Annotated in this window: 20 protein-coding genes; 9 read left to right on the top strand and 11 right to left on the bottom strand. The window is 45.5% G+C overall.

The window, feature by feature from the left end; genetic code table 11:
• Positions 1-95: 95 nt before the first annotated feature.
• Together GTH32_RS04325 and GTH32_RS04320 are read right to left on the bottom strand one after the other, a co-directional pair.
• Entirely contained in the window at positions 96-2,156 is a 2,061-nt protein-coding gene (locus GTH32_RS04325; protein ID WP_163084015.1) for a TonB-dependent receptor, read from the bottom strand.
• 321 nt (positions 2,157-2,477) lie between these two features.
• Positions 2,478-3,362 (bottom strand): ArgP/LysG family DNA-binding transcriptional regulator, encoded by an 885-nt coding sequence (locus GTH32_RS04320; protein ID WP_163084014.1) that lies wholly within the window; start codon positions 3,360-3,362, stop codon positions 2,478-2,480.
• A gap of 154 nt (positions 3,363-3,516) precedes the next feature.
• Here GTH32_RS04320 and GTH32_RS04315 point away from each other — a divergent pair, with 154 nt between their 5' ends.
• Complete coding sequence (locus GTH32_RS04315; RefSeq protein WP_163084013.1) at positions 3,517-4,119, top strand: LysE/ArgO family amino acid transporter; 603 nt, start codon at positions 3,517-3,519, stop codon at positions 4,117-4,119.
• 90 nt (positions 4,120-4,209) lie between these two features.
• Here the strand turns inward: GTH32_RS04315 and GTH32_RS04310 are convergent, their stop codons facing one another.
• Positions 4,210-4,926 carry a DUF1499 domain-containing protein gene (locus GTH32_RS04310; RefSeq protein ID WP_163084012.1) on the bottom strand — a complete coding sequence of 239 codons (717 nt, stop codon included), beginning with the start codon at positions 4,924-4,926 and terminating at the stop codon, positions 4,210-4,212.
• Between the two features lie 198 nt (positions 4,927-5,124).
• Here GTH32_RS04310 and GTH32_RS04305 point away from each other — a divergent pair, with 198 nt between their 5' ends.
• The 6 genes from GTH32_RS04305 to GTH32_RS04280 all read left to right on the top strand — a co-directional run bounded on the left by GTH32_RS04305 (position 5,125) and on the right by GTH32_RS04280 (position 13,847).
• The gene (locus tag GTH32_RS04305) at positions 5,125-5,793 is read left to right on the top strand and encodes a DNA-J related domain-containing protein (RefSeq protein WP_163084011.1); all 669 of its coding nucleotides are present in this window, start codon (positions 5,125-5,127) and stop codon (positions 5,791-5,793) included.
• Between the two features lie 302 nt (positions 5,794-6,095).
• Positions 6,096-7,238, top strand: a complete 1,143-nt coding sequence (locus GTH32_RS04300) for an efflux RND transporter periplasmic adaptor subunit (RefSeq protein WP_163084010.1) — start codon at positions 6,096-6,098, stop codon at positions 7,236-7,238.
• 21 nt (positions 7,239-7,259) lie between these two features.
• The gene (locus tag GTH32_RS04295; protein WP_163084009.1) at positions 7,260-10,355 is read left to right on the top strand and encodes an efflux RND transporter permease subunit; all 3,096 of its coding nucleotides are present in this window, start codon (positions 7,260-7,262) and stop codon (positions 10,353-10,355) included.
• A 25-nt stretch (positions 10,356-10,380) separates the two neighbouring features.
• Positions 10,381-10,878 (top strand): YqiA/YcfP family alpha/beta fold hydrolase, encoded by a 498-nt coding sequence (locus GTH32_RS04290; protein ID WP_163084008.1) that lies wholly within the window; start codon positions 10,381-10,383, stop codon positions 10,876-10,878.
• 159 nt (positions 10,879-11,037) lie between these two features.
• Positions 11,038-12,879: a bifunctional acetyl-CoA hydrolase/transferase family protein/GNAT family N-acetyltransferase gene (locus GTH32_RS04285; protein ID WP_163084007.1), complete on the top strand. Its 1,842-nt coding sequence runs from the start codon at positions 11,038-11,040 to the stop codon at positions 12,877-12,879.
• Positions 12,876-13,847 carry a histone deacetylase family protein gene (locus GTH32_RS04280; protein WP_163084006.1) on the top strand — a complete coding sequence of 324 codons (972 nt, stop codon included), beginning with the start codon at positions 12,876-12,878 and terminating at the stop codon, positions 13,845-13,847. The genes GTH32_RS04285 and GTH32_RS04280 overlap by 4 nt, the downstream gene beginning before the upstream one ends.
• Before the next feature lie 42 nt (positions 13,848-13,889).
• Here GTH32_RS04280 and GTH32_RS04275 read toward each other — a convergent pair whose 3' ends face one another.
• The 4 genes from GTH32_RS04275 to GTH32_RS04260 form a co-directional block, all read right to left on the bottom strand.
• On the bottom strand, positions 13,890-14,621 hold the full coding sequence (locus tag GTH32_RS04275) for a MauE/DoxX family redox-associated membrane protein (protein WP_163084005.1): 732 nt from the start codon (positions 14,619-14,621) through the stop codon (positions 13,890-13,892).
• A gap of 110 nt (positions 14,622-14,731) precedes the next feature.
• The gene (locus tag GTH32_RS04270) at positions 14,732-15,259 is read right to left on the bottom strand and encodes a DUF6436 domain-containing protein (protein WP_163084004.1); all 528 of its coding nucleotides are present in this window, start codon (positions 15,257-15,259) and stop codon (positions 14,732-14,734) included.
• Positions 15,256-16,737: a methyl-accepting chemotaxis protein gene (locus tag GTH32_RS04265; protein ID WP_163084003.1), complete on the bottom strand. Its 1,482-nt coding sequence runs from the start codon at positions 16,735-16,737 to the stop codon at positions 15,256-15,258. Before GTH32_RS04265 ends, GTH32_RS04270 begins: the two co-directional genes overlap by 4 nt.
• A 177-nt stretch (positions 16,738-16,914) precedes the next feature.
• Positions 16,915-17,904: a zinc transporter ZntB gene (locus GTH32_RS04260; protein WP_163084002.1), complete on the bottom strand. Its 990-nt coding sequence runs from the start codon at positions 17,902-17,904 to the stop codon at positions 16,915-16,917.
• Between the two features lie 88 nt (positions 17,905-17,992).
• On the opposite strand from GTH32_RS04260, the gene GTH32_RS04255 reads away from it, so the two are divergent.
• A complete protein-coding gene (locus GTH32_RS04255) occupies positions 17,993-18,865 on the top strand; it encodes an ATP-grasp domain-containing protein (RefSeq protein WP_163084001.1) in 873 nt (290 codons plus the stop codon).
• A 17-nt stretch (positions 18,866-18,882) separates the two neighbouring features.
• Here the strand turns inward: GTH32_RS04255 and GTH32_RS04250 are convergent, their stop codons facing one another.
• From GTH32_RS04250 to GTH32_RS04235, 4 genes are all read right to left on the bottom strand, one after another.
• Positions 18,883-20,253 carry a DUF3300 domain-containing protein gene (locus GTH32_RS04250; protein WP_163084000.1) on the bottom strand — a complete coding sequence of 457 codons (1,371 nt, stop codon included), beginning with the start codon at positions 20,251-20,253 and terminating at the stop codon, positions 18,883-18,885.
• A 160-nt stretch (positions 20,254-20,413) separates the two neighbouring features.
• Positions 20,414-21,028 (bottom strand): GTP cyclohydrolase II, encoded by a 615-nt coding sequence (ribA, locus tag GTH32_RS04245; protein WP_163083999.1) that lies wholly within the window; start codon positions 21,026-21,028, stop codon positions 20,414-20,416.
• Between the two features lie 157 nt (positions 21,029-21,185).
• Positions 21,186-24,077, bottom strand: coding sequence for an EAL domain-containing protein (locus GTH32_RS04240; protein WP_246223134.1), 2,892 nt, complete (start codon positions 24,075-24,077; stop codon positions 21,186-21,188).
• A gap of 55 nt (positions 24,078-24,132) precedes the next feature.
• On the bottom strand, positions 24,133-24,465 hold the full coding sequence (locus tag GTH32_RS04235; protein WP_163083998.1) for a hypothetical protein: 333 nt from the start codon (positions 24,463-24,465) through the stop codon (positions 24,133-24,135).
• A 167-nt stretch (positions 24,466-24,632) separates the two neighbouring features.
• Between GTH32_RS04235 and GTH32_RS04230 the strand changes: the two genes are divergently transcribed.
• The gene (locus GTH32_RS04230) at positions 24,633-25,301 is read left to right on the top strand and encodes a glutathione S-transferase family protein (protein WP_163083997.1); all 669 of its coding nucleotides are present in this window, start codon (positions 24,633-24,635) and stop codon (positions 25,299-25,301) included.
• Positions 25,302-25,315 lie beyond the last annotated feature (14 nt).

The following is a 25,315-nucleotide window of genomic DNA, read 5'->3' as shown; positions in this document are numbered from 1 at the left end:
GTAACTAAAGAGCTGATTGAGGTAGGAATTTTTTGCTGCTTTAATAAAGCAGCAGGCCGCAATGATACATTTGCGGCCTGATGTGTCTTTTATGCTTAATAGCTGAATACCAAAGAGAGCCTTACTGTTCGGGGTTCAACAGGATGATAATGTAAGTTTTCTACACCTTCTTCAGGTTCCCCTGTTAGCCGAGATGCATAATAATAGTCGATGTCGTGAGCGTCGCTATTAAGTAAATTCAACACCTCTAAGCCTAGTGTCCAGCTTTCCTTTGTGTAGGCAAGCTGCGTGTTTAGCAAAAAGGATGAAGGCGGCGATATTTTATCGAAGCTATCTACTGTGCGAGAACTAAGATAACGAGCACGTAAGGTGTAACTTAGGCCTTGCTGATTGCTTTGCTGATACCAGACGCCCCCTGCGCTTACTACAACAGGTACGGTGCCATCAATATGTTCGCCTTCTCCTGACAATGAATCACTAAAGCGCGCTTTGGTCCATGCAGCTTCAATGTCAGTAGTGAAGTGGTGGTTAATCCAATAATACGCACTTAGCTCAACACCGAATCGTTTTGAAGGACGACTGGCTTCAGTGAAACCCGCATCACCCACATATACCAGCTCGCTGTCTAACTCAAGCTGCCATAATGCTGCTGAAACATTGTAAGTTTGGTTGTCGGTCCAATTTAAGCCCGTCTCGTAGCCTAAAGATTTGACCAGCAAAGGCGCAGGCTCAATAGCCTCTCCTGTTACTGTGTCTTGCGTTATGGTAGCGCCACGTGCATCGTTGGAGTGAAACCCTTCACCAATATTGGCGAAGGCGGTAATTGTATCGTTAAGAGTATATTTAACTGCCGCTTTTAAGGTAGATAAGCCATCATTTTTGCTTCCACTGTTTGGGGCTAAGTTGCTTGTTACATTTACATCGAGGTAATCGTAACGCCCGCCTAAAGATAAGGTTAGGTCGTCGTTAATAGCAATATTGGCTTGGATAAAACTAGCGTAAGAACGACTTTGAATTGTATCCTCTCGAATCACGTTGTTTCTTATAAGATGCGTGGTACGGTATAGTCCTACATTATCAATGTCATCAAATCGCCATTGGCCGCCAACAGTGATAGTACTCGCATCATTAACTGCCAACCCGAACGTAGTGTATAACTCGCCTCCATAAATAGTGCGGTCATCGGTTTGTTCAAATTGATCACCATTGTCTGGACTATCGAGAAAGTAGGTGAAATTTGAAAACAGGGATAAGTCGGTATCAATAGCGTACATTTTGGCGTTGAATGTATCGCTTTGATAGTTTGCAGATACACTATAGCGTGAGGATGCGCCGCCCACTTCGTCGTCAATAGCGCCTAACCGGTCAATAAGCCCATCAGCAACCGCCCGAGCTGGGACCTGATCAGCGCCATTCCACGCATTATCGTACGCCATCGCGGTAACACTTAGTTCGCCATCAAAGAGCGGTGTTACAACCCGCAAATTTGCGTTTTTCTTTTCGACATCTTCGCTAACGTCGGTCCATGGGCCATCATATGTTTGATACTCCATGGCTGTAATGGCGGTGGCTTGGCCAATTTGGGCGCTATTTAAACTTACTGCACGACGATAGTTATCTTCCCCTGCGGTAATAAAAAGCTGCTGATTGTCGAGTGTATCTTTTAAATTAAAATACGCACCGCCGGCGCTAGAGAAATCACCTATATTGGCGTAGTAGGTCCCTTTAAAGTAGCTTAAGTTGTCGACTAGTTCGGGGATCACAAAGTTCAAATCTGAGTATCCTTGACCATGTCCATGGCTACGCATGTTAATTGGCATGCCATCAACACTTACGGCAAAGTCGGTACCGTGATCGAGATTAAAGCCACGTAAAAAATACTGGTTAGCTTTACCCGAACCACTGTGCTGCGTCACCATCATACCAGGAATAAACTCCAGCATTTCGCCGGTACGTAACATAGGGCGCTCTACTAACGTGTCACCAGATACCCACCCTTGCGATGCGGATACAAATTCTCCTGCCTGCGCATGTACATCACCTTTAATTCGGATGCGCTCTACATCCTCAGGTACATCATCTAGGGCAAATAAGGGTGGACAAAAAAAGAAAGCGGAAACCACTATACGAGAAGGGAGTAAAGCTTGAGCAAACATACATATCCATGAATAAAAAGAGGGTCTTCAACGTAACGATAAACGGGGAGATGTATACGCGGCTACACTCGCTACCTGCGATTTAAATTCGTTACGTTTTCGTGCTTATATACCAGCAAAACAGCGAAAATCGCGTTTGATGATTCATTTTGGCGGCAAGGTTAACGCATGTTGAATAAAGTCACTAGCGCTAGTGGTCGCTTGAATTAGACGTTTGGTAGTAAATTAAATGGCTCGATGGTTACATGTATTTTTGTATTACTCGTTTCATAGGGTGTATGTCATGTGATGGATTATGCGTGTGTGTATTGCAAAATAGGTCTATTGTAATTGTGCTTTCGCTACTCGTTTTACGGCGAGTGTTAAATCTGTAAGCGCGCCTGAGTCTAAGCTGGTCCAATGCCAAAACAAAGGTACTCCTAAACATTTGTCTGGAAAGAGTGAGACTAGTTCGCCGTTTTTCACTTCATTTATTACCTGTAGAGAGGGCAGAAGCGCCCAGGCTACGCCATCTATAGCCATTTTTACAAAGCCATGAGAAGAGGGGTACCAATGGCAATTGGCAAAAAACGGCGGTAAATTAAAGCATTCTCTTTGATAATCCCCCAATAAGGTCACATCGTATTCGTCGTACAGAAGGCCTGGGCTGTTCATAATGCTTTGAGGGGTTTGCTTTTCTTTTAAGTAGCGTTCGATGAATATTGGAGAGGCATAGAGTTGATAGTTCATTACACCTAAGCGGACGGATTGCCCGCCGGTTATAGGTGTACCCGTTTGACTAATGCAGGCCATAACCTGGCCTTTTTGCAGTTTGTCGCGGGTTTGGGTTTGATCGGCGTTATAAACATGAATGGGATTACTACGGGTTTGGCTAAACTCGGCTAATACTTGAGAAAACCACGTGGCCAGCACATCATTATTAACTGCCACACTAATGGGTGAAGCACTTGCCTGTAGCCCACTTTGAATATTCAGCGCCTCTTCAAGTACGCTTACTTTTTGAAAGTGGGTTAATAACTCCCGTCCTAACGGTGTTGGATTAAGTGGCTTTGTTCGCACCAATACCGGTCCGCCCACTCGATGCTCTAGACGTTTTATTTTTTGCGATACCGCCGATTGGGTAAGGCTAAGCGCTTGTGCGCCACGCTCAAACCCTCCGTAGCGTAGTACTTCGCTTAAACAGCGCAGAGCATCGTAATCAAGCATTTTACTCTCTCTTTGTCTTTATTAGTGAAAGCGGTGTTATAAGTATTAATTAAATTAATGTAAAACAAATATCATTAATTTAATTAAGTCATCTTGAGTGTATAAAATTATCTCACTACTTAACAAGCTTAGATAATTGATAGGGGCAACAAGCATGATCGCGGCAGCAACCAGTGGGCTAGTAATGGGGGGCACCCTTATTATTGCAGTAGGCGCACAGAATACATTTTTAATTGAGCAATCGCTGAAACGTCAGTGGGCGGGGTTGTTTGTGTTGTTGTTTATTCTTAGCGATGCCATTTCTATTAGTTTGGGTGCCATGGGATTTGGTTTATTAATGCAGCAATACCCCACCTTAATCTCTATAACTAAATGGGCCGGCGTAGCTTTTCTGCTGTGGATAGCCATAAACAAGATAAAAGCGTCTATGGCGGATGACACTATCGTATTAGCCACAGCGCAAAAGGCTCAGTCGTTTAAAAAGGCGTTGTTTATTGCATTAGCCGTAACATGGCTGAACCCGCATTTCTATTTAGACACCTTACTGCTTATGGGCAATTTAGCCAGTCAGTGGCAACAAGATAAGTGGTGGTTTGTGGCAGGGGCCATCACTTCGTCGGTGTTGTGGTTTGTGGGCGTAAGTACACTAACGGCGCGGTTTGCCAAACACATGCAACGCCCTTTGTTCTGGCGTTGGTTTAATCGTGCCAATGCGGCTGTGTTAGGGTTGGTGAGTATTCAGTTAGCCAGTTTATAACTAATCATAAAAAGCTTCAGCATATAATAGATATAGGCCCCGCCATACATAACGGGGCCTGTGTTTTATAGCCTACTACTATGCAGCCAATTACGTATTCTCAAGCTGTTTGCGTAATTCAGTTAAAAAGCGACGAATGCGTTCAGCATTTTTACCCAAATCACTTTTGCCTACCCGCGATTTGCTGCGTACATCAACCAGGGTATTGTCCCCTTGCGCTGTTAACCTAATGACCACATCGTCTTTAAAGCCAAACCACAGGGTAGTATCAGTGGCCTCAAGAGTATTAGGTAGGGCTTTATCAGTAACCCGTTCCCAACCAAGGCTGTCGATGGCTTTTTCGGCAGCTGCGTATACCGTGTCTACCGATTGCGGCAGTGTCTGCGTTTTAATATCAGGGTAAGCTTCTAGCTGCTGTTTTGTGATATCGCCGCCTTCGTATGTTACAGGGTTAGGCGCGTTTTCACGTAGCGGCGCAATGGCAACAAATTCTGGCGGGTTAGTAACATGGGTAGTAATGTCATGAATAGGGGGAACTGCGCCAGCTTTACTCATCATGCTTACCGGCATAGCGATGGCGATAATTGCAAGTACCGCGCAAACGAGAGTGCTGCCCCAGTTAACGCTTTTACGTTTTAATAGTATTTGTAAAATAATAAGAATGAGTGCTGCACCACCCACATACACGCCGAAACGAAGTGATGTAAATGCAGTACTAAGGCCTACGTCTGTATATTTATATAAGGGGCCAGGTAGCGTCACCATTAAGAAACCGACGATACTGGTAAGGGCAATAAGTGCTTTCAAAAGAACTCCTCGTTATTATTGTCACTTTTTTATTAGGTTACTTTAACAGCGAATGATAGTAATTAGTTCATTTGTTCTACAAAAATTATATCGTTTGTTAGTGTAGGCTCTCAGTGGGCCGCGGTTTGAAGAAATTGAAACATGTGATACGACGCCGTAACGCGCTACGAATAAGCACTAAGCCGTAAGAAGAGATCTATGGAAAAACAATACGAAAATAGTGTGTCGCTGCTAATTGATAGCTTAAGTGTTATGCAGCCTACTTTTCGTGAAGGCATAAGCGAATTTGCGCTAATTCAGGTGTTAAAACACCCCCCTTATGAAGTCTTCGACAGTCATGCCCTAAGCGATCCATTAGTATTGTTCAAAACGCATTTTGTCTTGTTTCATGCGCTATATACCTTGCAAGGTAAGTGGCGCCAACAAGCCGTGGGCGAGTTAGACATTCATACTACGAACATTATTCTGCGCCCTTGTATACCCTCATCTTCCCGTTCTTGGGCGCATACGCCCAGCGCTACGTGTGAAATAACAAGCCCCGACCCATTGGCGCGTTATTACCTCGATTGGCAGAACTTTGAAACCACCCAGAAGGCGGACGTAAACGCTTTATTAGACGATTTTTGGTCGCGGATGTCGGTAAACCAGCAACCCCCATTAAGTGAAAAACAGCGCCACCACGCCTATCGTGTTTTAGGAATAGTCGAGTTAGCTGATAATGAGGGGGGCAGCCATCAACATTTAGCGCCTGAAACCCTCAAGCGGTATTACCGAAAAGCATTGGCCAAAGCGCACCCAGACAAAGGCGGTAGTGTGGAGAGGGCGCAAGCAGTTATTCAAGCGTATCGGTGGTTGGCTGGGCAATAATTATTGCTAGGTTAACGATCTAAAAACAAAGGTATTTGGTACTCATAACTGGTAATTGAACGATAAGATTGTAAGGTTTAACTATCATAACTATTAATCTGCGCCGCAACTATGCACAATAGTCGGCTACTACTAATACTATCACTCCCCGTTTAGTAACAATGGCGTTCTACAATGTTCTGTTGGAATGCTGACAATTCAGGCACAGCAAAAGCAAGCCTGACATTTTACGGTTCACTTTTAACGGCAGGTAAATGAACGCGTTTTCCTGCAATGAATGGCTATTGAGATTGAGAAAATATATGAGTCGCGTACTACACACTATTGTTGCTATGGCCACGCTTGTTAGCGTTATCGGCTGTTCACAGGAGCCACAGCAAGGCGCAACTGCCCAGCAAGCTAGACCAGCCCCATCAGTCTCTGTACTGACCTTGAAAAAACAACCTGTTACCCATGAAATGGTGCTTCCAGGCAGGGTTACGCCTTCGCGCCAATCTCAAGTACGTCCTCAGGTAGATGGCGTAATTACCGAGCGTTTATTTGAAGAGGGAGCGCAGGTAAAGAAGGGGGATCAACTTTACCAAATTGACGAGGCACGCTATCGCGCCCAGCTCAATAGCGCCATTGCCGATGTAAAAAGTGCTAAGGCAAATTTAAAAACGCTAGAGGCGAAAGCGCGTCGCTATGATGACTTAATTAAGCAAAACGCCATTAGTCGTCAAGAACTTGATGATGTAGTAGCACAAAAAGAGCAAGCGCAAGCGGCTATTAGTGTCGCCGAAGCGTCGGTAGCGCTAGCCAAAGTTAATGTAGATTACACCAAGGTGTATGCGCCTATCAGTGGGCAAATTAGTCGTTCTTACGTCACCGAGGGAACCCTGGTTACGACCAATCAAACGCAACAGCTCGCTACTATTACCCAGCTAGACCCAGTGTTCATCGATATGCAGGAGTCGGGCAAAGCCATTCTTACGTTACGCCAGCAAATGCGTGAACAAGGCGCGATGCCAGTAGAGCTCGTTCTTAACGAAAGTACGGGTAAAAAATACCCGCACACGGGGAGCGTAAAGTTTTCAGAAGTAACGGTAGATGAAGGTACAGGCTCAGTAACCCTGCGTGCCGAAATGCCAAACCCTGAAGGTTTGTTAATGCCAGGTTTATTTGTAAAAGGGCATGTGATCACCGGTAAAGAAAACGCGCTATTAGTACCCCAGCGAGCAACGATGCGTCAGTCTGATGGTTCACTAAGTGTGTATGTTGTTAATAACAACGATGAAGTAGAAGCTCGCCGATTAACGGTGAGTACTACCTATGAAGATCAGTATGTGGTTACCCAAGGCGTAAGCGAAGGCGATCGCATTATCGTAACTGGATATCAGAAAGTGAAGCCAGGTAGCAAAGTGAATGCTAGCGAATGGCAACCTTCATCACGTGGCTCACGCTAAGCAAGCAAGGAATTAAACACTATGGCTCGCTTTTTTATCGACAGACCCGTCTTTGCGTGGGTACTTGCAATTATTACCATGATGGCCGGTGTATTGGCCATCACTTCGTTACCTATAGAACAATACCCTAAAGTAGCCCCTCCTACGGTTACCATTAGTGCCTCTTATCCAGGTGCGTCAGCAGAAACCGTTGAAAACTCGGTTACTCAGGTTATTGAACAAAGCCTTTCTGGTATTGATAATTTACGCTACTTTTCAGCAAGTAGCTCAAACAGTAGTTTATCTATCAGCCTAACGTTTGAGCCGGGTACCGACCCTGATATTGCGCAAGTTCAAACGCAAAATAAGGTACAAGGGGCATTACCTTTGTTGCCTACTGAGGTGCAACAACAAGGGGTTACCGTATCTAAGTCAAACAGTTCCTTTGCGTTAGCGGTAGGTTTCTACTCTGAAGACGATTCTATGACCCAGTACGATTTAAGTGATTTACTGGTTTCGCAGTTTCGCGACCCTATCTCTCGGGTTAACGGTGTGGGCGATGTACGGGTGTTTGGTGCACAGCGCTCAATGCGTATTTGGCTCGACCCAGACAAACTATACAGTTATAACCTCACCCCAGTTGATGTTCAGGCGGCGGTGAAGGTACAAAACACCGATGTGTCTGCAGGGCAATTAGGTGGCCTCCCGGCCATTGAAAACCAGCAGATAAACGCCACCATTCAAGCGCAAAGCCGCCTCCAAACAGTAAACGACTTTGAAAATATCGTTTTACGCGTAAATACCGATGGTTCCCAGGTACGGGTACGCGACGTGGCTCGGGTTGAATTAGGTGCACAAAGCTACGATGTTATCGTGCGTTACGACAGAAACCCTGCATCGGGTATGGCCATCAGCTTAGCCTCTGGTGCGAATGCCCTGGACACGATTGAAGCGGTGAAGGCGCGGGTTGAAGAATTACGCGCGAACTTACCAGATAGCGTAAAAGTAGTGTATCCCGTTGATGCCTCACCGTTTATCGAGCTATCTATTGAGTCTGTGGTGCATACGCTGATAGAAGCTGTTGTCTTGGTTTTCTTAGTGATGTTGCTGTTTCTTCAAAACTGGCGCGCGACACTCATTCCTACTATTGCAGTCCCTGTAGTATTACTTGGCACCTTCTCGGTATTATTAGCCTTTGGCTTTAGTATCAACGTATTAACCATGTTTGCGATGGTTTTGGCCATAGGCTTATTGGTGGATGACGCTATCGTAGTGGTAGAAAACGTTGAGCGCATTATGGAAGAAGAGGGCTTACCGCCCGCAGAAGCTACTAAAAAGTCGATGAGCCAGATTACCGGTGCCTTGGTGGGCATAGCCGCTGTACTATCCACTGTATTTATTCCAATGGCATTTTTCAGCGGTTCTGCCGGTGCTATATACCGCCAGTTCTCCGTAACTATCGTATCGGCCATGGCCTTTTCCGTCTTGGTGGCAATTGTACTGTCGCCTTCTTTGTGCGCCACGTTGTTAAAGCAGCACGATCCTGATCACGATAAAAACAAAGGTTTCTTTGGTTGGTTTAACCGTACCTTTAACAAGGGGCGCGATCGTTATCAACGCACTACTACTCATATGGCTAAACGGGCCAAGCGTTACTTTATGGTATATGGCTTATTGGTAGGCGGAATGGCGCTTATTTTCAGCCAGTTACCAGGGGCCTTCTTGCCAGATGAAGATCAGGGGCGAATGATGGTGCTGGTAAGTACACCACCAGGTGCTACCGCAGGGCGTACTCTTGAGTCTATTAAAAAGGTAGAAGACTATTTCTTAGATCAAGAACAAGAAGCGGTGAATGGTATGTTTGCTGTGGTTGGGTTTAGTTTTGCAGGTCAAGCACAAAACGCGGGTATGGCTTTTCTAAACTTAAACGACTGGAGTGAGCGTGATGAGGACAGTTCGGCGTTTGCGGTAGTTAACCGTGCTTTTGGTGCGTTCAGCCAGATAGAAGATGCCTCTGCCTTTCCCATAGTGCCTCCTCCTATTATGGAATTAGGTAACGCCACTGGCTTTGATATGCAATTGGTCGATCGTGGTGGCAATGGCCATGAAGCCCTGATGAATGCGCGTAATCAGTTGCTTGGCATGGCTGCACAAAACCCGAAATTAGCCGGTGTGCGCCCCAACGGCCTTAGCGATGTACCTCAGTTTAAAATTAATATCGATAGTGAAAAGGCCTCCGCATTAGGGTTAAGCCTAAGCGATATAAACAGCGCGCTGCAAATAGCGTGGGGTTCAAGCTATGTAAACGACTTTATCGATAAAGGCCGAATAAAACGAGTGTACATGCAGGGCGATCTTTCCCATCGTATGACACCGGAGGATTTAGAAAAATGGTATGTGCGAAACACCGATGGCGAAATGGTGGCATTCAATACCTTTGCTACCACAGAGTGGGTGTATGGCTCACCTAAGCTAGAACGTTTTAACGGTGTCTCCTCGGTTAATATTCAAGGTAGCGCAGCCGAAGGTATCTCTTCCGGTGAAGCAATGGCTGAAATGGAAAAGCTAGTGGAACAATTGCCGCCAGGCTATGCCATAGAGTGGTCGGGGCTTTCTTTTGAAGAACAGCAATCGGGCTCTCAAGCACCGATGCTGTATGCTATTTCCATATTGGTGGTATTTTTGTGTCTTGCTGCTTTATATGAAAGCTGGTCGGTGCCCTTTGCGGTTATGCTGGTTGTGCCCTTAGGTATACTCGGTTCGGTTACTGCGGCGTTTATCTTCGCTCTGCCAAATGATGTTTATTTGCAGGTAGCATTTCTTACTACCGTAGGTCTTGCGGCGAAGAATGCGATATTAATCGTTGAATTCGCTAAAGAACAATACGAGAATGGGGAAGATTTAATGGTTGCGGTATCTAATGCTGCAGCTCAGCGTTTCCGCCCAATATTAATGACATCTATGGCGTTTATTTTAGGTGTTACACCCCTCGCCTTAGCAAGCGGCGCGGGTGCCGCCAGTCAAAACGCCATTGGTATTGCGGTAATGGGCGGAATGATAGCAGCAACCTTCTTAGCTATCTTCTTTGTGCCTATGTTTTACGTTATGGTAGAAAGGCTTTTTCATAAACAGAAGTAATAACTACACAATAGGAGCGTCTTGAATGACTACTGTCATTTTTTCTCATGGAAAAGAGAGTGGCCCTTGGGGAAGTAAAATTACTACCATGGCTAAAGTTACGGAAAATCTTGGTTTTACTGTGCACAGCATTGATTATCAAGATCTTCCCTCTCAAGAAGACAGGGTCGAGCGACTGGTTGATATAGTTTCACAACAAACAGGAACCGTTATTTTAGTCGGTTCCAGTATGGGCGGTTACGTGTCTTTGGTGGCCGCCGAACGCACCAATGTAGCAGGGGTTTTCTTACTGGCCCCTGCGTTATTCATGCCCCACTATGAAGTACAAGATTACCGCTACCAAGGTGCGGTAAATATTGTTCACGGCTGGCAGGATGATGTAGTGCCTGTGGACAATGCAATTAAATACGCTAAGTCGTCTTACGCTAATTTACTGCTGGTGCACGATACCCATAGTTTGCCTAATAGTATGCCTAATATTTCTCCCTTCTTTCGTAATTGGCTAAAAGCCTTCGATATTTAGCGCGTTTCATGTTTGCTTGCGGACATACACACAGCGTAGATAAAAGGGGTTGCCCTTCCTACGACTAATCGCTTATGACAAACCTGTGTTTTGCCATAAGCATAGGGCTAAAAATATGGCATCATGGAACTATGGTTACACAGGCGGCAGGTTAGCGTGATGGCAATTCAACTCCCCCCAGCACCCGATTGGAAGAAGCTCATAAAATCGGGTTCTCGTGTGTTTGTTGGTGGAACAGCATCGGTGCCCTATGCGTTGGTGCAACACCTTATCGATCATAGTGAAGGGTTCAGTGATATTGAACTTGTTCATATGTTAGCGTTAGGTGATACCCGTTGGGCAAAAGAAGAATATAAAAGGCTGTTTAAGGCAAATACGTTTTTTATAGGCGGGGATGCTATTCGCCGCGCTGTAGATGAGGGGAGGGCCGACTATACCCCGGTTTTCTTATCTGAAATTTCCAGCTTATTTAGCGATGGTACTTTAGCCCTTGATGCCGCATTGGTGAATGTTAGCCCGCCTGACGAATTTGGTTATTGTTCTTTAGGTGCAGCGGTAGATATTTCTATGTCAGCGGTGCGCCAGTGTAAACAAGTGGTGGCGCAAATTAACCCAGATGTTCCACGTACAGCAGGGCATTCCTATATCCACATTAGTGAAATTACCGCCTGTATTGAAGCAAAAGAGCCATTAGTGGAAGTAAGCCCGCCGCCCATAGACTCGGTGGCTGAGCGGATTGGGCAGTATGTTTCCATGCTGGTGGATGACGGCGCAACACTTCAGTTTGGGATAGGTAAAATACCCAGCGCTACCTTAAAGTATTTACGTAATCACAAAGACCTAGGTATTCACAGCGAAATGCTCACAGACAGTGTGATTGATTTGTTGGCTTCAGGCGCGGTAACCAACAAAAAGAAAACTTTTCACCCAGGAAAAGTGGTAACCAGTTTCGCTATTGGATCACGTAAGTTGTACGACCTTATTGATAACAATCCGCACATTGAATTTTACCCTAGCAGCTATGTAAATAAGCCCACTAATATCGCTAAAAACGACAATATGATTGCGATTAACAGCGCCCTTGAGGTAGACCTAACCGGGCAGGTTGTGGCCGACTCACTCGGTTACGATTTTTACAGCGGTATTGGTGGGCAGGTAGACTTCGTTACGGGAGCCTCTATAAGTAAAGGGGGAAAGCCAATAATAGCCCTGCCGTCTACCGCCAAAGACGAAACCATCTCTCGTATTACCCCGCGTATATCAGAAGGGGCTGGGGTAGTAACCTCACGAGGGAATGTGCAATACGTGGTTACAGAATATGGGATAGCCTCGTTAAAAGGCAAAAGTATACGCGAGCGCGCCCTTGAGCTTATTCGGGTGGCCCACCCTAAGTTTAGAGCGCAACTTCTCGAAGAAGTACGCAAACATTACTGGGTGCCGCACTATCAAGAAAAATACCCTACAGACATTGCAGAATGGGGGGCCATTCAGCTTAAACGGTTAAACATACAGGGCGAAACGTTTTATATGCGCCCTCTTAATCCTGCTGATGAGCGCCGATTGCAGGAGTTTTTCTACTCACATACTAAAGAAACCCTGAGGCTTAGGTACAACTACGACCCCAAACAGATGTCGCGAGAAAAGTCGTGTAATTTGGTGAGTGTCGATCAGTCTTCAGATGTAGCTTTATGCATAGTAAAGCAAGATGGCTCGCGCATTACCTTACAAGCCATAGGGCGGTTTTATTACGATCAAAATAGCAATACCTGTGAAGTAGCCTTTGTTACCAGAGAAACACAGCAAGGCAAAGGCATGGCAAGTCGGTTGTTACAACAACTCATCGAAATAGCAAAGGCAAGGGGCATTGATAAGATGATGGCCTATGTACGGGGAGAAAATAAGCCCATGATTACCATATTTGAACAGGCCAAATTTAAGCGTAGATTCACCGGTGACCCAAGCGATGTGGAATTAGTTCTTGATGTGGCAAGTTTGTCATGACCATACGTATATACCGCACTAAACATAGCATGAAACATGATTTAGGGCCTGAACATCCAGAGTCACCGAACCGGCTATTCGCCATCGATGATCAACTGCTTGCCTCCGGCGTAGAGATGGTGTGTGAGCACGCCGATGCCACGCCTATTGCTGACGCATATTTAAGTTTGGCCCATGCCCCGCATTATATAAAGCAGGTATTTGACCAAGCGAACACCCTAAGTGACGATAACCCTTTGGTATGGCTGGCTGATGATACCGGGTTAGTAAAGGGGAGTTTAACCGCCGCCCTCGAGTCGGCAGGTGCGGGGTGTAATGCGGTAGATTGGGTAATGCAAGGAACTGACAGACAGGGCTTTTGTTTAACGCGTCCGCCCGGACACCATGCTACCTACGACAGTGCAATGGGCTTTTGTATCTTTAACAATATCGCTATTGCTGCGCGCTATGCGTTACAAAATTACCAATTACAACGCGTAGCTATTGTTGATTTTGATGTGCACCATGGTAATGGAACAGAACATATCATAGCGGGGGATCAGCGCATTATGATGTGCTCAAGTTTCCAGCATCCTTTTTATCCCCATAGCGGTTCGCCAGTATTAGCCAGCAATATCCTATCTGTGCCTATTGAGGCGGGAGCTACCGGCGATGTTTTTAGAACTAAGGTGGCACATTGGTTCGATGCGCTAATAAATTTTAAGCCGCAACTGATATTTTTGTCAGCGGGTTTTGACGGCCACGCAGAAGATCCTATGGCGCATTTGCGCTTAACCGAAGACGATTATTATTGGCTAAGTAAGAAGCTTAGGAATGTTGCGGATATGTGCTGTGAAGGCCGTATTGTAAGTCTGTTAGAAGGAGGCTATGACAATAGTGCGTTAGGGCGCAGCGTAGTGGCACACCTAAAGGGCTTAGCCAGCCCCACGACCCCGCCACCTGAAAATTCGAATGGTGGCCAGCAATAGCGCTGCGCCTAAGGAAAAAGCAGCACATATTCGTGCGCGGTTTTATCGTAATAACATGTATAAACCCGCGCCTAGCATGCCGATGTTTTCAGTAAGTGAAATAAACCCTAAAGGTACATCGCTATTTCCCCCTACACAGGCACATTTTAATTCTCGCTTATCAACATATACTGCCTTAATTACCGACACTGCCCCTATGGCGCCAATAAAAATCGCCACGGGTGCGTAAATTATGGCTGGTAACGCCGCAATCATCGCCAGTCCTGCGTACGCTTCGGCAAATGGGTACACATAGCCATAACGGGCCTTTCTCATTGCCAGTAAATCATAGGTAATAAACTGTTTTGAAAACGCCACTATGTCTTGCAACTTCTGCAGGGCCAATAGCACCATAGCCACACCAATAAACATCATTATGGTGGGTTCAAACGCTGCGGGCATTACTCCTCTTAATAAGACTGCTAAGGTAACTAAGGCGGCTAGAGAGAATATGGCAATAACCGGGGTGTAGCGAGAGCCAATTTCTTGTTCGGGTTTTTTATTGAAAAACGCACGCAAGTCATCGTAACCGCCTATACGTTTTCCGTCGATAAAAGCCTGAGGCGTCGTATCTACCTGATGCTTTTCCTTAAATTCATCGGTTTCTGTACGACTAGTTAATGTTCTGTCGTCAACTTTGTAGCCTTCGCGCATTAATAAATCTTTTGATTTAAGGCCAAACGGACATAGATGTTCGTTGGTGGCCATGCGATACAGTATGGCTTCTTTACTCATACCTTCCTCCATGTACATTTTTCGCACAATATTGCGGCAGGTGAGTAGCCCTTTCACACAATACGACGATAGTAAGTAGATACGGGGGAAGGTTACATATTTAATGCCAGCTAGGCATCACAAAAACAGCCCTTAGCCTCTGTATTAATAACCGCGCCCGGGTAGATGCCCTTTGTTGCATATTGGCTTATCGCCTCTACTAAGGTGTCGCCGGTAACGCAGCCATAGCCGTTTGCATAAGGGCCAAGGTAACGAAGCTGATAGTCCTTATCGATGACAATAAGCGCAGGAATAGAAGGTATAAGCTTTTCAAGTGACGGCACCTTGTTTAAATTTAACGTAACGGCGCGGTAGTCTACTGTGCTGAGTTTGGCAAGCAGTTGGGTTTGGTGGGGTTGAGCTAATGTATCGCAGTAGCAGGCATCTTCGGTATTTATATGCACAATAGATGCAGCGGTAACCCCCTGGCGTTTTAGCGCTTGCACAACAGTCTCGTCAAACATTGGGTCGGTGGAGGCATGTAATAATATGCCTTGTGGGTCGAACGGCGACAACTGACGTTGGCTGTAGGCTAACATTGTGAACAATAAGATAGCCGCCCAGCCTATCAATAAACCCCATTTTACCCCTGCACTCATAACGTAAAACGGGAAATGGCATTTCGCATTTTTTCTGACGTCTGTGACAAGGTACGCACTTCTTGCGCTAACGACTCGGCGGTAATAAGTTCTTGGGTGGTGAATTCGTTCAACCTATTGGTGCTTTCAGCAATTGCTGCTGACGCCGATTCTTGCTCAATAGCAGAAGAGGCCACTTCAGTCATGCTGTCATTAGCACTTTGAATATGCTGCATTATACTTGTCATGGCTTGCGTGGCAGAATCGGACGACAATACGGCTTCATCAACCAGCGTTATACAGGTTTGCATTTGATTGACCGATTCAGAGGTTTGGCTAACAAGTTGTTCGGTAATATCAGTAATTTGATCAGCACTTTCTTTTGAACGAATAGCTAAAGAGCGTACTTCATCGGCAACAACGGCAAACCCACGCCCGTGCTCGCCTGCCCGCGCTGATTCTATCGCTGCGTTAAGGGCGAGTAAGTTGGTTTGGTCTGCAACCCCGGTGATGGCCCGCATCGCATCAGAAATGTGGCTACATTGTTCATTTAAGGCCGCGTTAATTTTAGCGGCGTTATTAAGGGTAGTACGCAGCGAATTAATGGCGTTACTGGTGCTTGAAATAGACTCGCGGGTGGTGTGCGAAGATGTTTGTGCGGCGTTAGCCTTATCGTTGGCAAGGGTGGTTTGCTCAGCAGATATTTGCATGGTTTGTGCTATTTCTTCGGTGGATGCTGACACTTTTGACAGTTCATGGTCGGTATTTTTACTTACTTCAATCATATTGTGCGCGGCGGTTTCCATTTTGGCACACCCCATCACTACATCTTGGGTTAATGTTGATGACAAGGCTACTAACTCTCTAACTTGCGCGATTAACTCGGCGAATGGCCGGGTGACTGGGTTACTGGTATCGATAGGCTCTGATAAATCAAGCTGACCGCTGCGTTTTTGCATATTGCTAATGGTTAGGCTTAATTTTGCTGCGCCCACGCCTTCTTGGTGAGCTTGCTTGGCCATGTACATCAATACTGCCCCTTCGGTTAGCGCAAACCCAGCGTGCATAAGTAGCATATTAAAAGACACATGGCCTTCTTCAAATACGAATACGGGCATGCCTTGTAGTTGCATTATAAAGAAGCCTATATGGTGGATAGCCACAATTAAAACGCCAGAGGCAATCACTTTCCAATCGCGAAAATAAGACAAAAATGCCAGCAGTACAAAAATTTCAAAGTGAACTTCGATTAACCCGAGCGTTTGATGAATATGCAATGCGGTAAATAATTGAGTACCTATGGCCAGTGCATGGCGACTAATGGCGCTATGAGGCTGCTGAAGACTGAGCCATAATGGGACAGCAATGATAGGAATACCGAAAAGAAACGCTGGAAGGAGCTCTCCTGTTACTAACCCAATGACCAAAGCAACTAGCCATTGGATAACAATAACTATTCGGAAGATTTTCTGTCCTTCCTCCACCCAAGAATACTGCATACTCGTCTCCGCGGAGTTCATCAAATGTAAATAAATTTAACATAATTTCTGTTCAACGGATGATATACGTTAAAGGACAGGAAAACGACCAAACTTTCGTATAAAAGTCACGAAAATATTTTAAAATCACTAAGTTAGTAGTTAACAACACGAGGATGCGTGAAACAGCCGATTGAATTAAAGCCAGCGTTTCCATAGCATGGCGACCAACATAACAAGTGCAAGCACCGCCATGATACTTACCACATAGGTAAACCCATAAACGGATTCTGTGCCGGGCAGCCCCCCAACATTCATACCAAATACACCGGTAAGAAAGGATAGGGGGAGGAAGATTGCAGTAACTAAAGATAATACATACATGCGCATCCCTTGTTGTTCTGCAATACGGTTTCGCAACTCATCTTGCAGTACAATAGCCCGTTCGCGCAGCAAATCCATATCTTCAACATAGCGGGCCATACGGTCTATTTGCTCCCGTAAGTCGAAACTTTGCTGGGTTGAAAGAACATTAGGCAACCTCAATAAAGCTTCAAGCGCATCGCGCTGCGGTGCGAGATAGCGGCGCATGGCAGCAGCTTGGCGCCGTAGAGTGGCCAATGATTGCCTGTCCTGCTTGGTGAGTTGTTCGTTAGTTTCGAAGTTAACGAGTTTATCGTCCATATCATCAACCGTATCTACAATAGTGCTAGCTACACTGCTAATAATGTTAAGTACCATATTGGCGGGGTGGCTAATAGGAAGCTTTGCGTCTATTTGTTCCTTAACATGCGTGATTGCCGTTAATCTGCGGTTTTTTCGCCGTGCGGTAATAATAAGTGAGTTGTTAAACCACATACGTAACGACACCATATCCTCAGGATCGGCGCCAGGATTTTTATTAATGCCTCGCAAATAGATTAATGAGCCATCGGCAAGTGACATAGCTCGGGGGCGGGTTTCCAAAGCTAACAGGCTATCGATTACCCGCGAATCTAAATTGAGGCTATGCAATAGGCGTGTTGCATCTTCGGCATCTGATTGAACGTGCACCCATAGTGTATTACCTCCCGCGGATGATTGCTTAAGTGCATCAGACAAATGCGCGGCATCAATTTCGTGGTGATGGCCGTCGTGATTTAGCTGATAACTCCATAAAAGTGCAGAAGAGTGAGACGCAGCTTGCATATAATGAACACCTGATTTAAAAAGCTATTTACCATACTACGCAGAGAATGCGTGAGTTACCAGAGAGTGCCATGAAAGGAGCAGTACCGTGCCAAACGTCGCGTTTTTATCTACCGATAATTTAGAAGAATTCTTTGTTTACGATGAACTGCTGATCCCGCATTTTGAACAACAAGGCTGGCAGGTAGAAACAATTTCGTGGCGCACGCCCGCTTGCTCCTGGGATGATTTTGACTATATCATCGTGCGCAGCACATGGGACTATCAGCAATATCCCGAGGCCTTTATGCGTACTCTAGAGCAGATTGAGGCCAGCGACACGTGCTTACTGAACCCTCTATCTCTGATTAAATGGAACATAGAGAAGTACTACCTACGGGATCTTGCCAACCAAGGTATCAACATTGTACCTACCCAGTGGCAGGCGAAGTTTGATGAAGCGGTATTTACTGCGCAATATGATAAATTTGCAACTGATACCCTGATCATAAAGCCTGTGTTAAGTGCAAACGCAGATGATACATTCAAGGTTGAGCGAGACGCCATTTTTGACTATTTGCCCCAACTATCCCGTTGTTTCGCGCAACGCGAGCATATGATCCAGCCTTTTATTCCAAGTGTGATAGAAGAAGGTGAGTATTCGCTATTTTATTTTGGCGGTAAATATAGCCATGGCATTTTAAAAGTGCCTGAAACGGGTGATTTCAGGGTACAAGAAGAGCACGGGGGCAAGCTATACACCATCGACCCTACAATAGACATGCTGCAAAGCGCACAACACGCCGTATCTATGATGCCTACGCAGGCGCTTTATGCCCGGGTGGACCTAATACGCATAGAAAACCACTGGGCTATAATGGAATTAGAGCTTATTGAGCCCTCACTGTATTTCAATTTAGACCCCGCATCCGCGCCTCGGTTTGTAGACGCTATGTTGTCGTTCCATCAACAACAGCGCTAACCTTAATAGGTATTGATTTATCCTTTATGGCTTAGCTGCCCGCGGTTGCCATGGCGTTGGACACGTTGTGATTTAACCTGAGTTTTCACCCTCCGCTCGCCCCCTGTTGTGTAGCGCTGTGGTTTAGACCGCCCGTTTCGATTACCGAACGAATGCGATTTAGGCGTTTCAACACGCGGTGTTTTCGCGCTACGATGGGCTCCCTGAGACGGCGTTCTCGGCTTTTGCGTATACTGACGCTTTGTATCTTGAGCTTTAGCTGTTCTTAAAGGCTGAGGCTTTACTGGGTGCGTACCTACTACACGTTTGTTTACAGAGGCTTTTGATGGACGCACATTTGTGTTTGGTCTATGTTCACGGGCCACAGGACGACTTTTCAAGGCGCGTTCTACACGGGCATGTTTTTTCCCCGAAGGTTCGCCGCGATAAGCTACTTTGCGCGCTAGTTTAGGTGCCTTTTTGCCATTTACGTGCACATGGCGCGTAGCCGACGCACGTGGCTTAGTGTGGACAACCCGCTTATGTTGAAAGCTTTTGGGCGTGCTGTGCACAATGCGGGGCGAGTAGCGTGCGCGTCTGTGCTGTACATTGTGCTGCCAGCGCTGATAGCCTTTGCTATATACCCGTTTGGCAGGCGCGCCACGATAGTAAGTTTTCACAGGCTGACGATGGGTAACCACATAACGATTGTGCCAATGGATACCACCAAAATAAAACAGAGCAGAAATATGCACTTGGGGTGACCAGTAGAAACCTCCCCGTTGATGGAAGCTTACACCATGATGCCAATGTCGTGGTGCAATACTATGGTGCCAAGTACCATACACTATGGTGGGGTTATAGTAAGGCACATACACGGTTTCTCTATGGCGCGGAGCAATGTAAATAATTTCTTTTTCGCGCTCCACACTGAGGTATTCGTTGGTGGTTAGGTTTCCGGCATTCATTGCATGCCCGCGTAAATCTTGGACTCGCGCTAACACCCGTTCCTCATTCACTAACATGTTATCGCCGAGTTGCTCCATCCACTCAATATCCTGCGCCATGGTATTGAGAATATCGGTAAAAGGAACAAGCGCTTTAACGCTTGGGTCCCAATCGATAGGGGCAATAACATGCTCAACCTGCTTGGCACTTAAATGGGTGTTACTTTGACGCCAGCGATCTGCCGCAATAACATCTAGCGGGTAGGTAGAGGCAATAAGTATGTGGGTTAATAATGTGTCTGGGTACAGTGCAATGGGGGCAAGCAAACTGTCCAGCTCAGCATCCGTGTATTGGGCATTACTCACGCTAGTATTTGCGGTAGAGGATGCTAATACCATTTGCGGCACTATTGCTGCGCTGGTAGCAAATGTAAGGGCTATGGTTAAGGCTATGTTTTTCATACATTCTCCCTACACTACGCTGATCGTTTTTAATTAAACAGAACAGGCAATGACATAAAGTATGTACTATTTATAGCCCTTTGGGTCTTAACCTAAGCTGAACCAAACTGAATAAGCTTACTCAGTTTGGAGGGAAACTACTGGCAAAAAAGGGGGATAATTACTTAAATGCGTGAGGGTCGAAAACGTGGCCAAGTTTCTCTGTTTTGGTTTTTATGTAGCCTTTATTGTCTTTGGTTATACCGTGATCAATAGGCTTACGAGCCACCACATCAATACCTAGTGCAGTAAGCGCAGCCAGCTTTTTAGGGTTATTAGTCATCAATTCAACCCGTTGCACATTAAGCGTATCAAGCATAACTTTACAAATATCGTAGCTACGTAAATCCGCATCAAAGCCAAGATGTTCGTTCGCTTCTACAGTATCCATACCACTATCTTGCAGGTTATAAGCGCGTATCTTGTTAAGGAGGCCAATACCACGGCCTTCTTGGCGTAGATACAAAAGTACACCACAGCCATGGTCTACAATATTTTGCATGGCTTTTTCTAACTGAAAGCCGCAATCGCATCGGGTGCTAAACAGCGCATCGCCGGTAAGGCATTCAGAATGGATACGAATAGGGACAACATCGTTCTCTTTCCACTCGCCATAAGATAGCGCAACGTGCTCTTGGCCGCTGGCTTCGACAAAACCATGAATCCGAAAGTCACCCACTCGGGTAGGTAATTTTGCGGAACTGACAAATTCGTATTTAGGCTGTTTGCTGCTCATGTTACTTCTACACCCATGTTCATAAGCGTTGAAATGGGGCTGAACATGGCCTTTTACAAGACCTGAGATTAGATAATTGCCCCAATAAATTGACGGGGAATGTTACATTATATCAATTTAAATGGGTAGCGTTACCTTGCACATAATGTACATTCTCTTATAACGGCTTGAATTCATTAAGTGGTGTAGGATGCGCAACCCCAAAGCCTTGGGCATAGTCGATACCTATTTTACCTAACTGCGCCATGGTAGCGTCTGATTCGACAAATTCGGCCACAGTCTGCATACCCATCGCTTTTGCTACATCTTTAATAGACGCGACCATAGCCGCATCTACGGGGTCGGTGAGCATATCTTTAATGAATGCGCCGTCTATTTTTACAATGTCTACTGGCAGGTGTTTTAGGTAACTGTAAGAGGAAAAGCCACTGCCAAAATCATCGAGGGCGAAGGAGCAGCCTAGTTCATTAAAGGTTTGCATAAAGCCAACAGTATCTTCCATTTTTATAATGGCCACCGACTCAATGACTTCAAAACATATTTTATGATAAGGAATTTCATAGCGGTCGAAGGCGTTTAACACAAAGAGTTTAAAGTCTCGATCGGTAAGTGAGTGGCAATTTAAATTAATACTGCAACGCTTTAAGTTTGCCAAATGTTCAGGGTTCTCCTGCAACCACTTAAAGGTGTTAGTTAGTACCCACTTATCAATTTTTACATTCATTTCAAAGCGTTCGGCTGTAGGTAAAAACGCAGTAGGTTTAATAATATTCCCATCGGGGTTTTTTAGGCGTAGGAGTACTTCATAGTAGTAACCGTCATTAGGTGAGCTAAGCGGGCGCAGGGGTTGGTAATATAATAAAAAGCGCTCCTCGGTATGGGCTTGGTTTATTTCCGTTACCCAGTCGAGTTCTTTTTGATAGCGCTGAATGCTCTTATCATCTTTATTGTACTGGTGAATCTGATTTCGCCCTTGCTCTTTGGCGAAATAGCAAGCCGCATCAGCCATACTCAAATACTGTTCTGAAGGCGTAGTGCGGTTATCACATTCTACTAACCCTATACTCACACCTAAATTGAAAATACGTTTATCCCACATAAAGTGGTAATCGTGCACCGCATCTAACAGCGTTTCGGCAATAGAGTGTGTGCCTTCAGGGGCTTCATTGTCGATGACTACGCCGAATTCGTCCCCGCCTAAACGGGCAATCATGGCGTTATCAGGAAGCGCGTCGCTAAGTAGCAGGGCGACTTCTTTTATCAAAGCATCCCCGGCCTTATGACCACAGGTATCGTTTACCACTTTAAACCTATCTAAATCGAGATAGAGTAGGGTAATACTTTGTATATCCTCATTGGCCAATTTGTTCTTAAGCATACTTTCAAAATGCCGACGATTAAACACCCCTGTCAGCGCGTCGTGACTTACCATATATTGCAAGCTTAGATCGGAATGCTTTTTCTCTGTGACATCAATAATAGAGCCATACAAAAATTTGCCATCTTGTGCGTTGCGTACTTGGCAGGATATGGAAAACCAAAACTCGCTACCATCCGCTTTAAGCCCCTGAAATTCACGCCCCATAATAATGCCATCGGCGAGTAACTCACCCACCATTAGATCGCGATCTTCTTTGTTTGCATAAAATTCACGGGTATTCGCTATGGCGCTAAGCATGTGAGATTCATCCTCATAACCAAACAACGCGCACATAGCGGGGTTTACGGTTTTCAGTTCGCCGTCCAGCGTAGAGGTATATAACCCCTCTGCCGAGTTTCTGAACAGGTCATAAAAGCGATTCAAGTTGGTAATTGTTGCTTCCCGCTCAAGCAGTTTTTGAATATTAAAGCTACGCTCTTTCAGTTCAACACTGAAGCCTAAGCAAAGTAAACCGGCACACAATATGATTAAAATAATTGTTACCACAGGGGTGGTATACAAAAGGCTTCCAAGCAAGGTATCCAGAAGTATTGCGTATAGTACAAAGAAGAAGACCCATGCGATGGTGAATATGCGGCTTAACCCGGGTGTACGCTTATCGTTATAAATTAGCGCTAAAAGCACGTGATAAATACCGATGAGTGCAGCACCCGCCATGACAATAAGTGAAGCCTGGTAGTCATTACTCAATAATGCCCACGTCATCATAACCACAGGCAAGCCAAAGGTGACTATGCGTAAGATAAGTGGGATACGTGAAAAGAGATTGTGGGTCACCTTAGCCAATATTAAGAATGTAATACCCAGTAGCAGGGTAAACACGTCTTCACTGGCGTTGGTAAGTGAAGGCCACCATGCTAAACCTCCCTGAGCTATAAAGAACAACGCAATGAGCACGCCGTTATTCATGGCCAACCAAAAACGAGAGGGGGTACGCTGAAACAAGTATGACAGTAAAAAGTAGCCAGCTAATACACCCAGTATGCCTATTACCACCCCTATTAATACCTGCATATTTTGATCGTATTGCACTATCTTTTGTTTGTGCCACAAGGCAATGGGGAATTCTTGTAAACCTTCATCTCTAATGCCTATCAGCAGTCTAGAGCGTTCTTGCGCAGCTAAAGAAAAGCTAAGGCGAATACTAGGGAGGAGTTTTTGTAGTGAGTAATCACCTTTGCCTGCTTGATACCGATAGGATTTAATTATTCGCTCGTTGTCATCCAGTAAGTAAATGTGCAAGTCATCAAGGTTTAAGCGGTCGATATTTAGCACCAATGGCACAGTACTAAAGCCCGTGTTTACCAACTCGGTAGAAAGCCAAAAGCGGCTGTTCTGCTCAGTGAGCGTATCATCGTTACTTAGGGCGCCGTTAGGCTGCAAAACATCAAAGTACGAGGCGGATAGAGGGGTGATAAATTGGTTGCTTACCTCGTTGATAGTGGCGATATCAAAACTTTCATCGATACGTAGTTGGTTAGTTGCAGCGGTAGACACAGCAACGGGTACTACCCATAGAAACACTAGCAGGGCGGCTGATAAGAGAATAAATCCCTTTTTTATTAATGGCATAGACGCCTTTGAATGACCTGATGAAATCAATTGCATAAGGCTATACTAGCTGAACTTTGCGTCATTGTAGAAACAAATGTTCACGCCTTACTCACTTTTGTGCATGTAAATACGCGAAAAGGCGGTGGGGGTCTTGATTTGTACCAATGGGTTCAAGCCATATTGCTTCACACAACCATTCTACACACAGTAAACAATGAAGCTCAGCGCCAGTATCTGTGATGGGGGTAGAGGTGGCCAATGCGACCTGAAAACGGTCAGCGCCCCAGTCCGCTTCGGCTTGAGTAAAATTAAACTGCTGACAAAAAGCGTCTACCCACTGTTGTGTTTTTAAAGGGGTAGAAGGGAGGGGAAGGACAAACTGGATTGCGTTTTCAGAAACGACAGAATGAGTTAAAAGTAACGTTGCGGTTAACTGCTGCATAATAGTGATACCGTTGTAGAAGATGGCTGATGCGATAAGAATAGGGGTGTTGCCGTTTCACGGGCTACTTCGCGTGCCAAAGGTAGTAATCTACCTACTTATAATATATGTATATAGTAATCGAGCTAAACACAATTATTCTAACAGGAAAGCGTCTAAGGAGAGGTATGTTAACACTACATCATTTAAATAATTCACGGTCTCAGCGAATTTTATGGCTGCTAGAAGAGCTAGGTGTGGATTATGAAATAGAACATTATCAACGAGATAGTAAGACTAATTTAGCACCAGATTCTCTGCGTGGGGTACACCCATTAGGACGTTCTCCTGTGTTATCTACGCCTGACGGGGCGATTGCTGAATCTGGCGCTATAGTGGAGTATTTAGTTCATACTCATGCTAAAGAGCATTTTGTTATGCCCACCGCCGGTGAAGACCGTCAGCAATATTGGTTCTGGCTGCATTTTGCAGAAGGCTCGCTAATGCCACCGCTGGTGGCCAACTTGGTGTTGGAAAAAGCGCGAGAAAAGGGCTCGAAGCCGTTTTTTATTAAACCCATTACTAACAAACTTATCGACGGCATATTGAATGCCTATTATGGGCCAAATTTAGCGCAGAGTTTACGTTATGTAGAATCTTACTTATCACGCAATACCTGGTTTGCAGGCGAGGCGCCTACGGGGGCTGACATCCAGATGATTTTTCCATTAGAGTCGTTGGTGGCCAGTGGCCGCGCCCGAGATTTTAGTGCTATTCAAGGGTATGTAAAGCGGGTTCACGCACGCCCTGCTTATCAACGGGCATTGGAAAAAGGCGGAGAGTACGCTTACGCTTAGCCCTTATATTGCCC

The organism is Alteromonas profundi, assembly GCF_010500865.1.
Classification (GTDB): domain Bacteria; phylum Pseudomonadota; class Gammaproteobacteria; order Enterobacterales; family Alteromonadaceae; genus Alteromonas; species Alteromonas profundi.
Note: the sequence above shows the minus strand (reverse complement) of the source record. Positions and strands in the feature narration are given on the sequence as shown.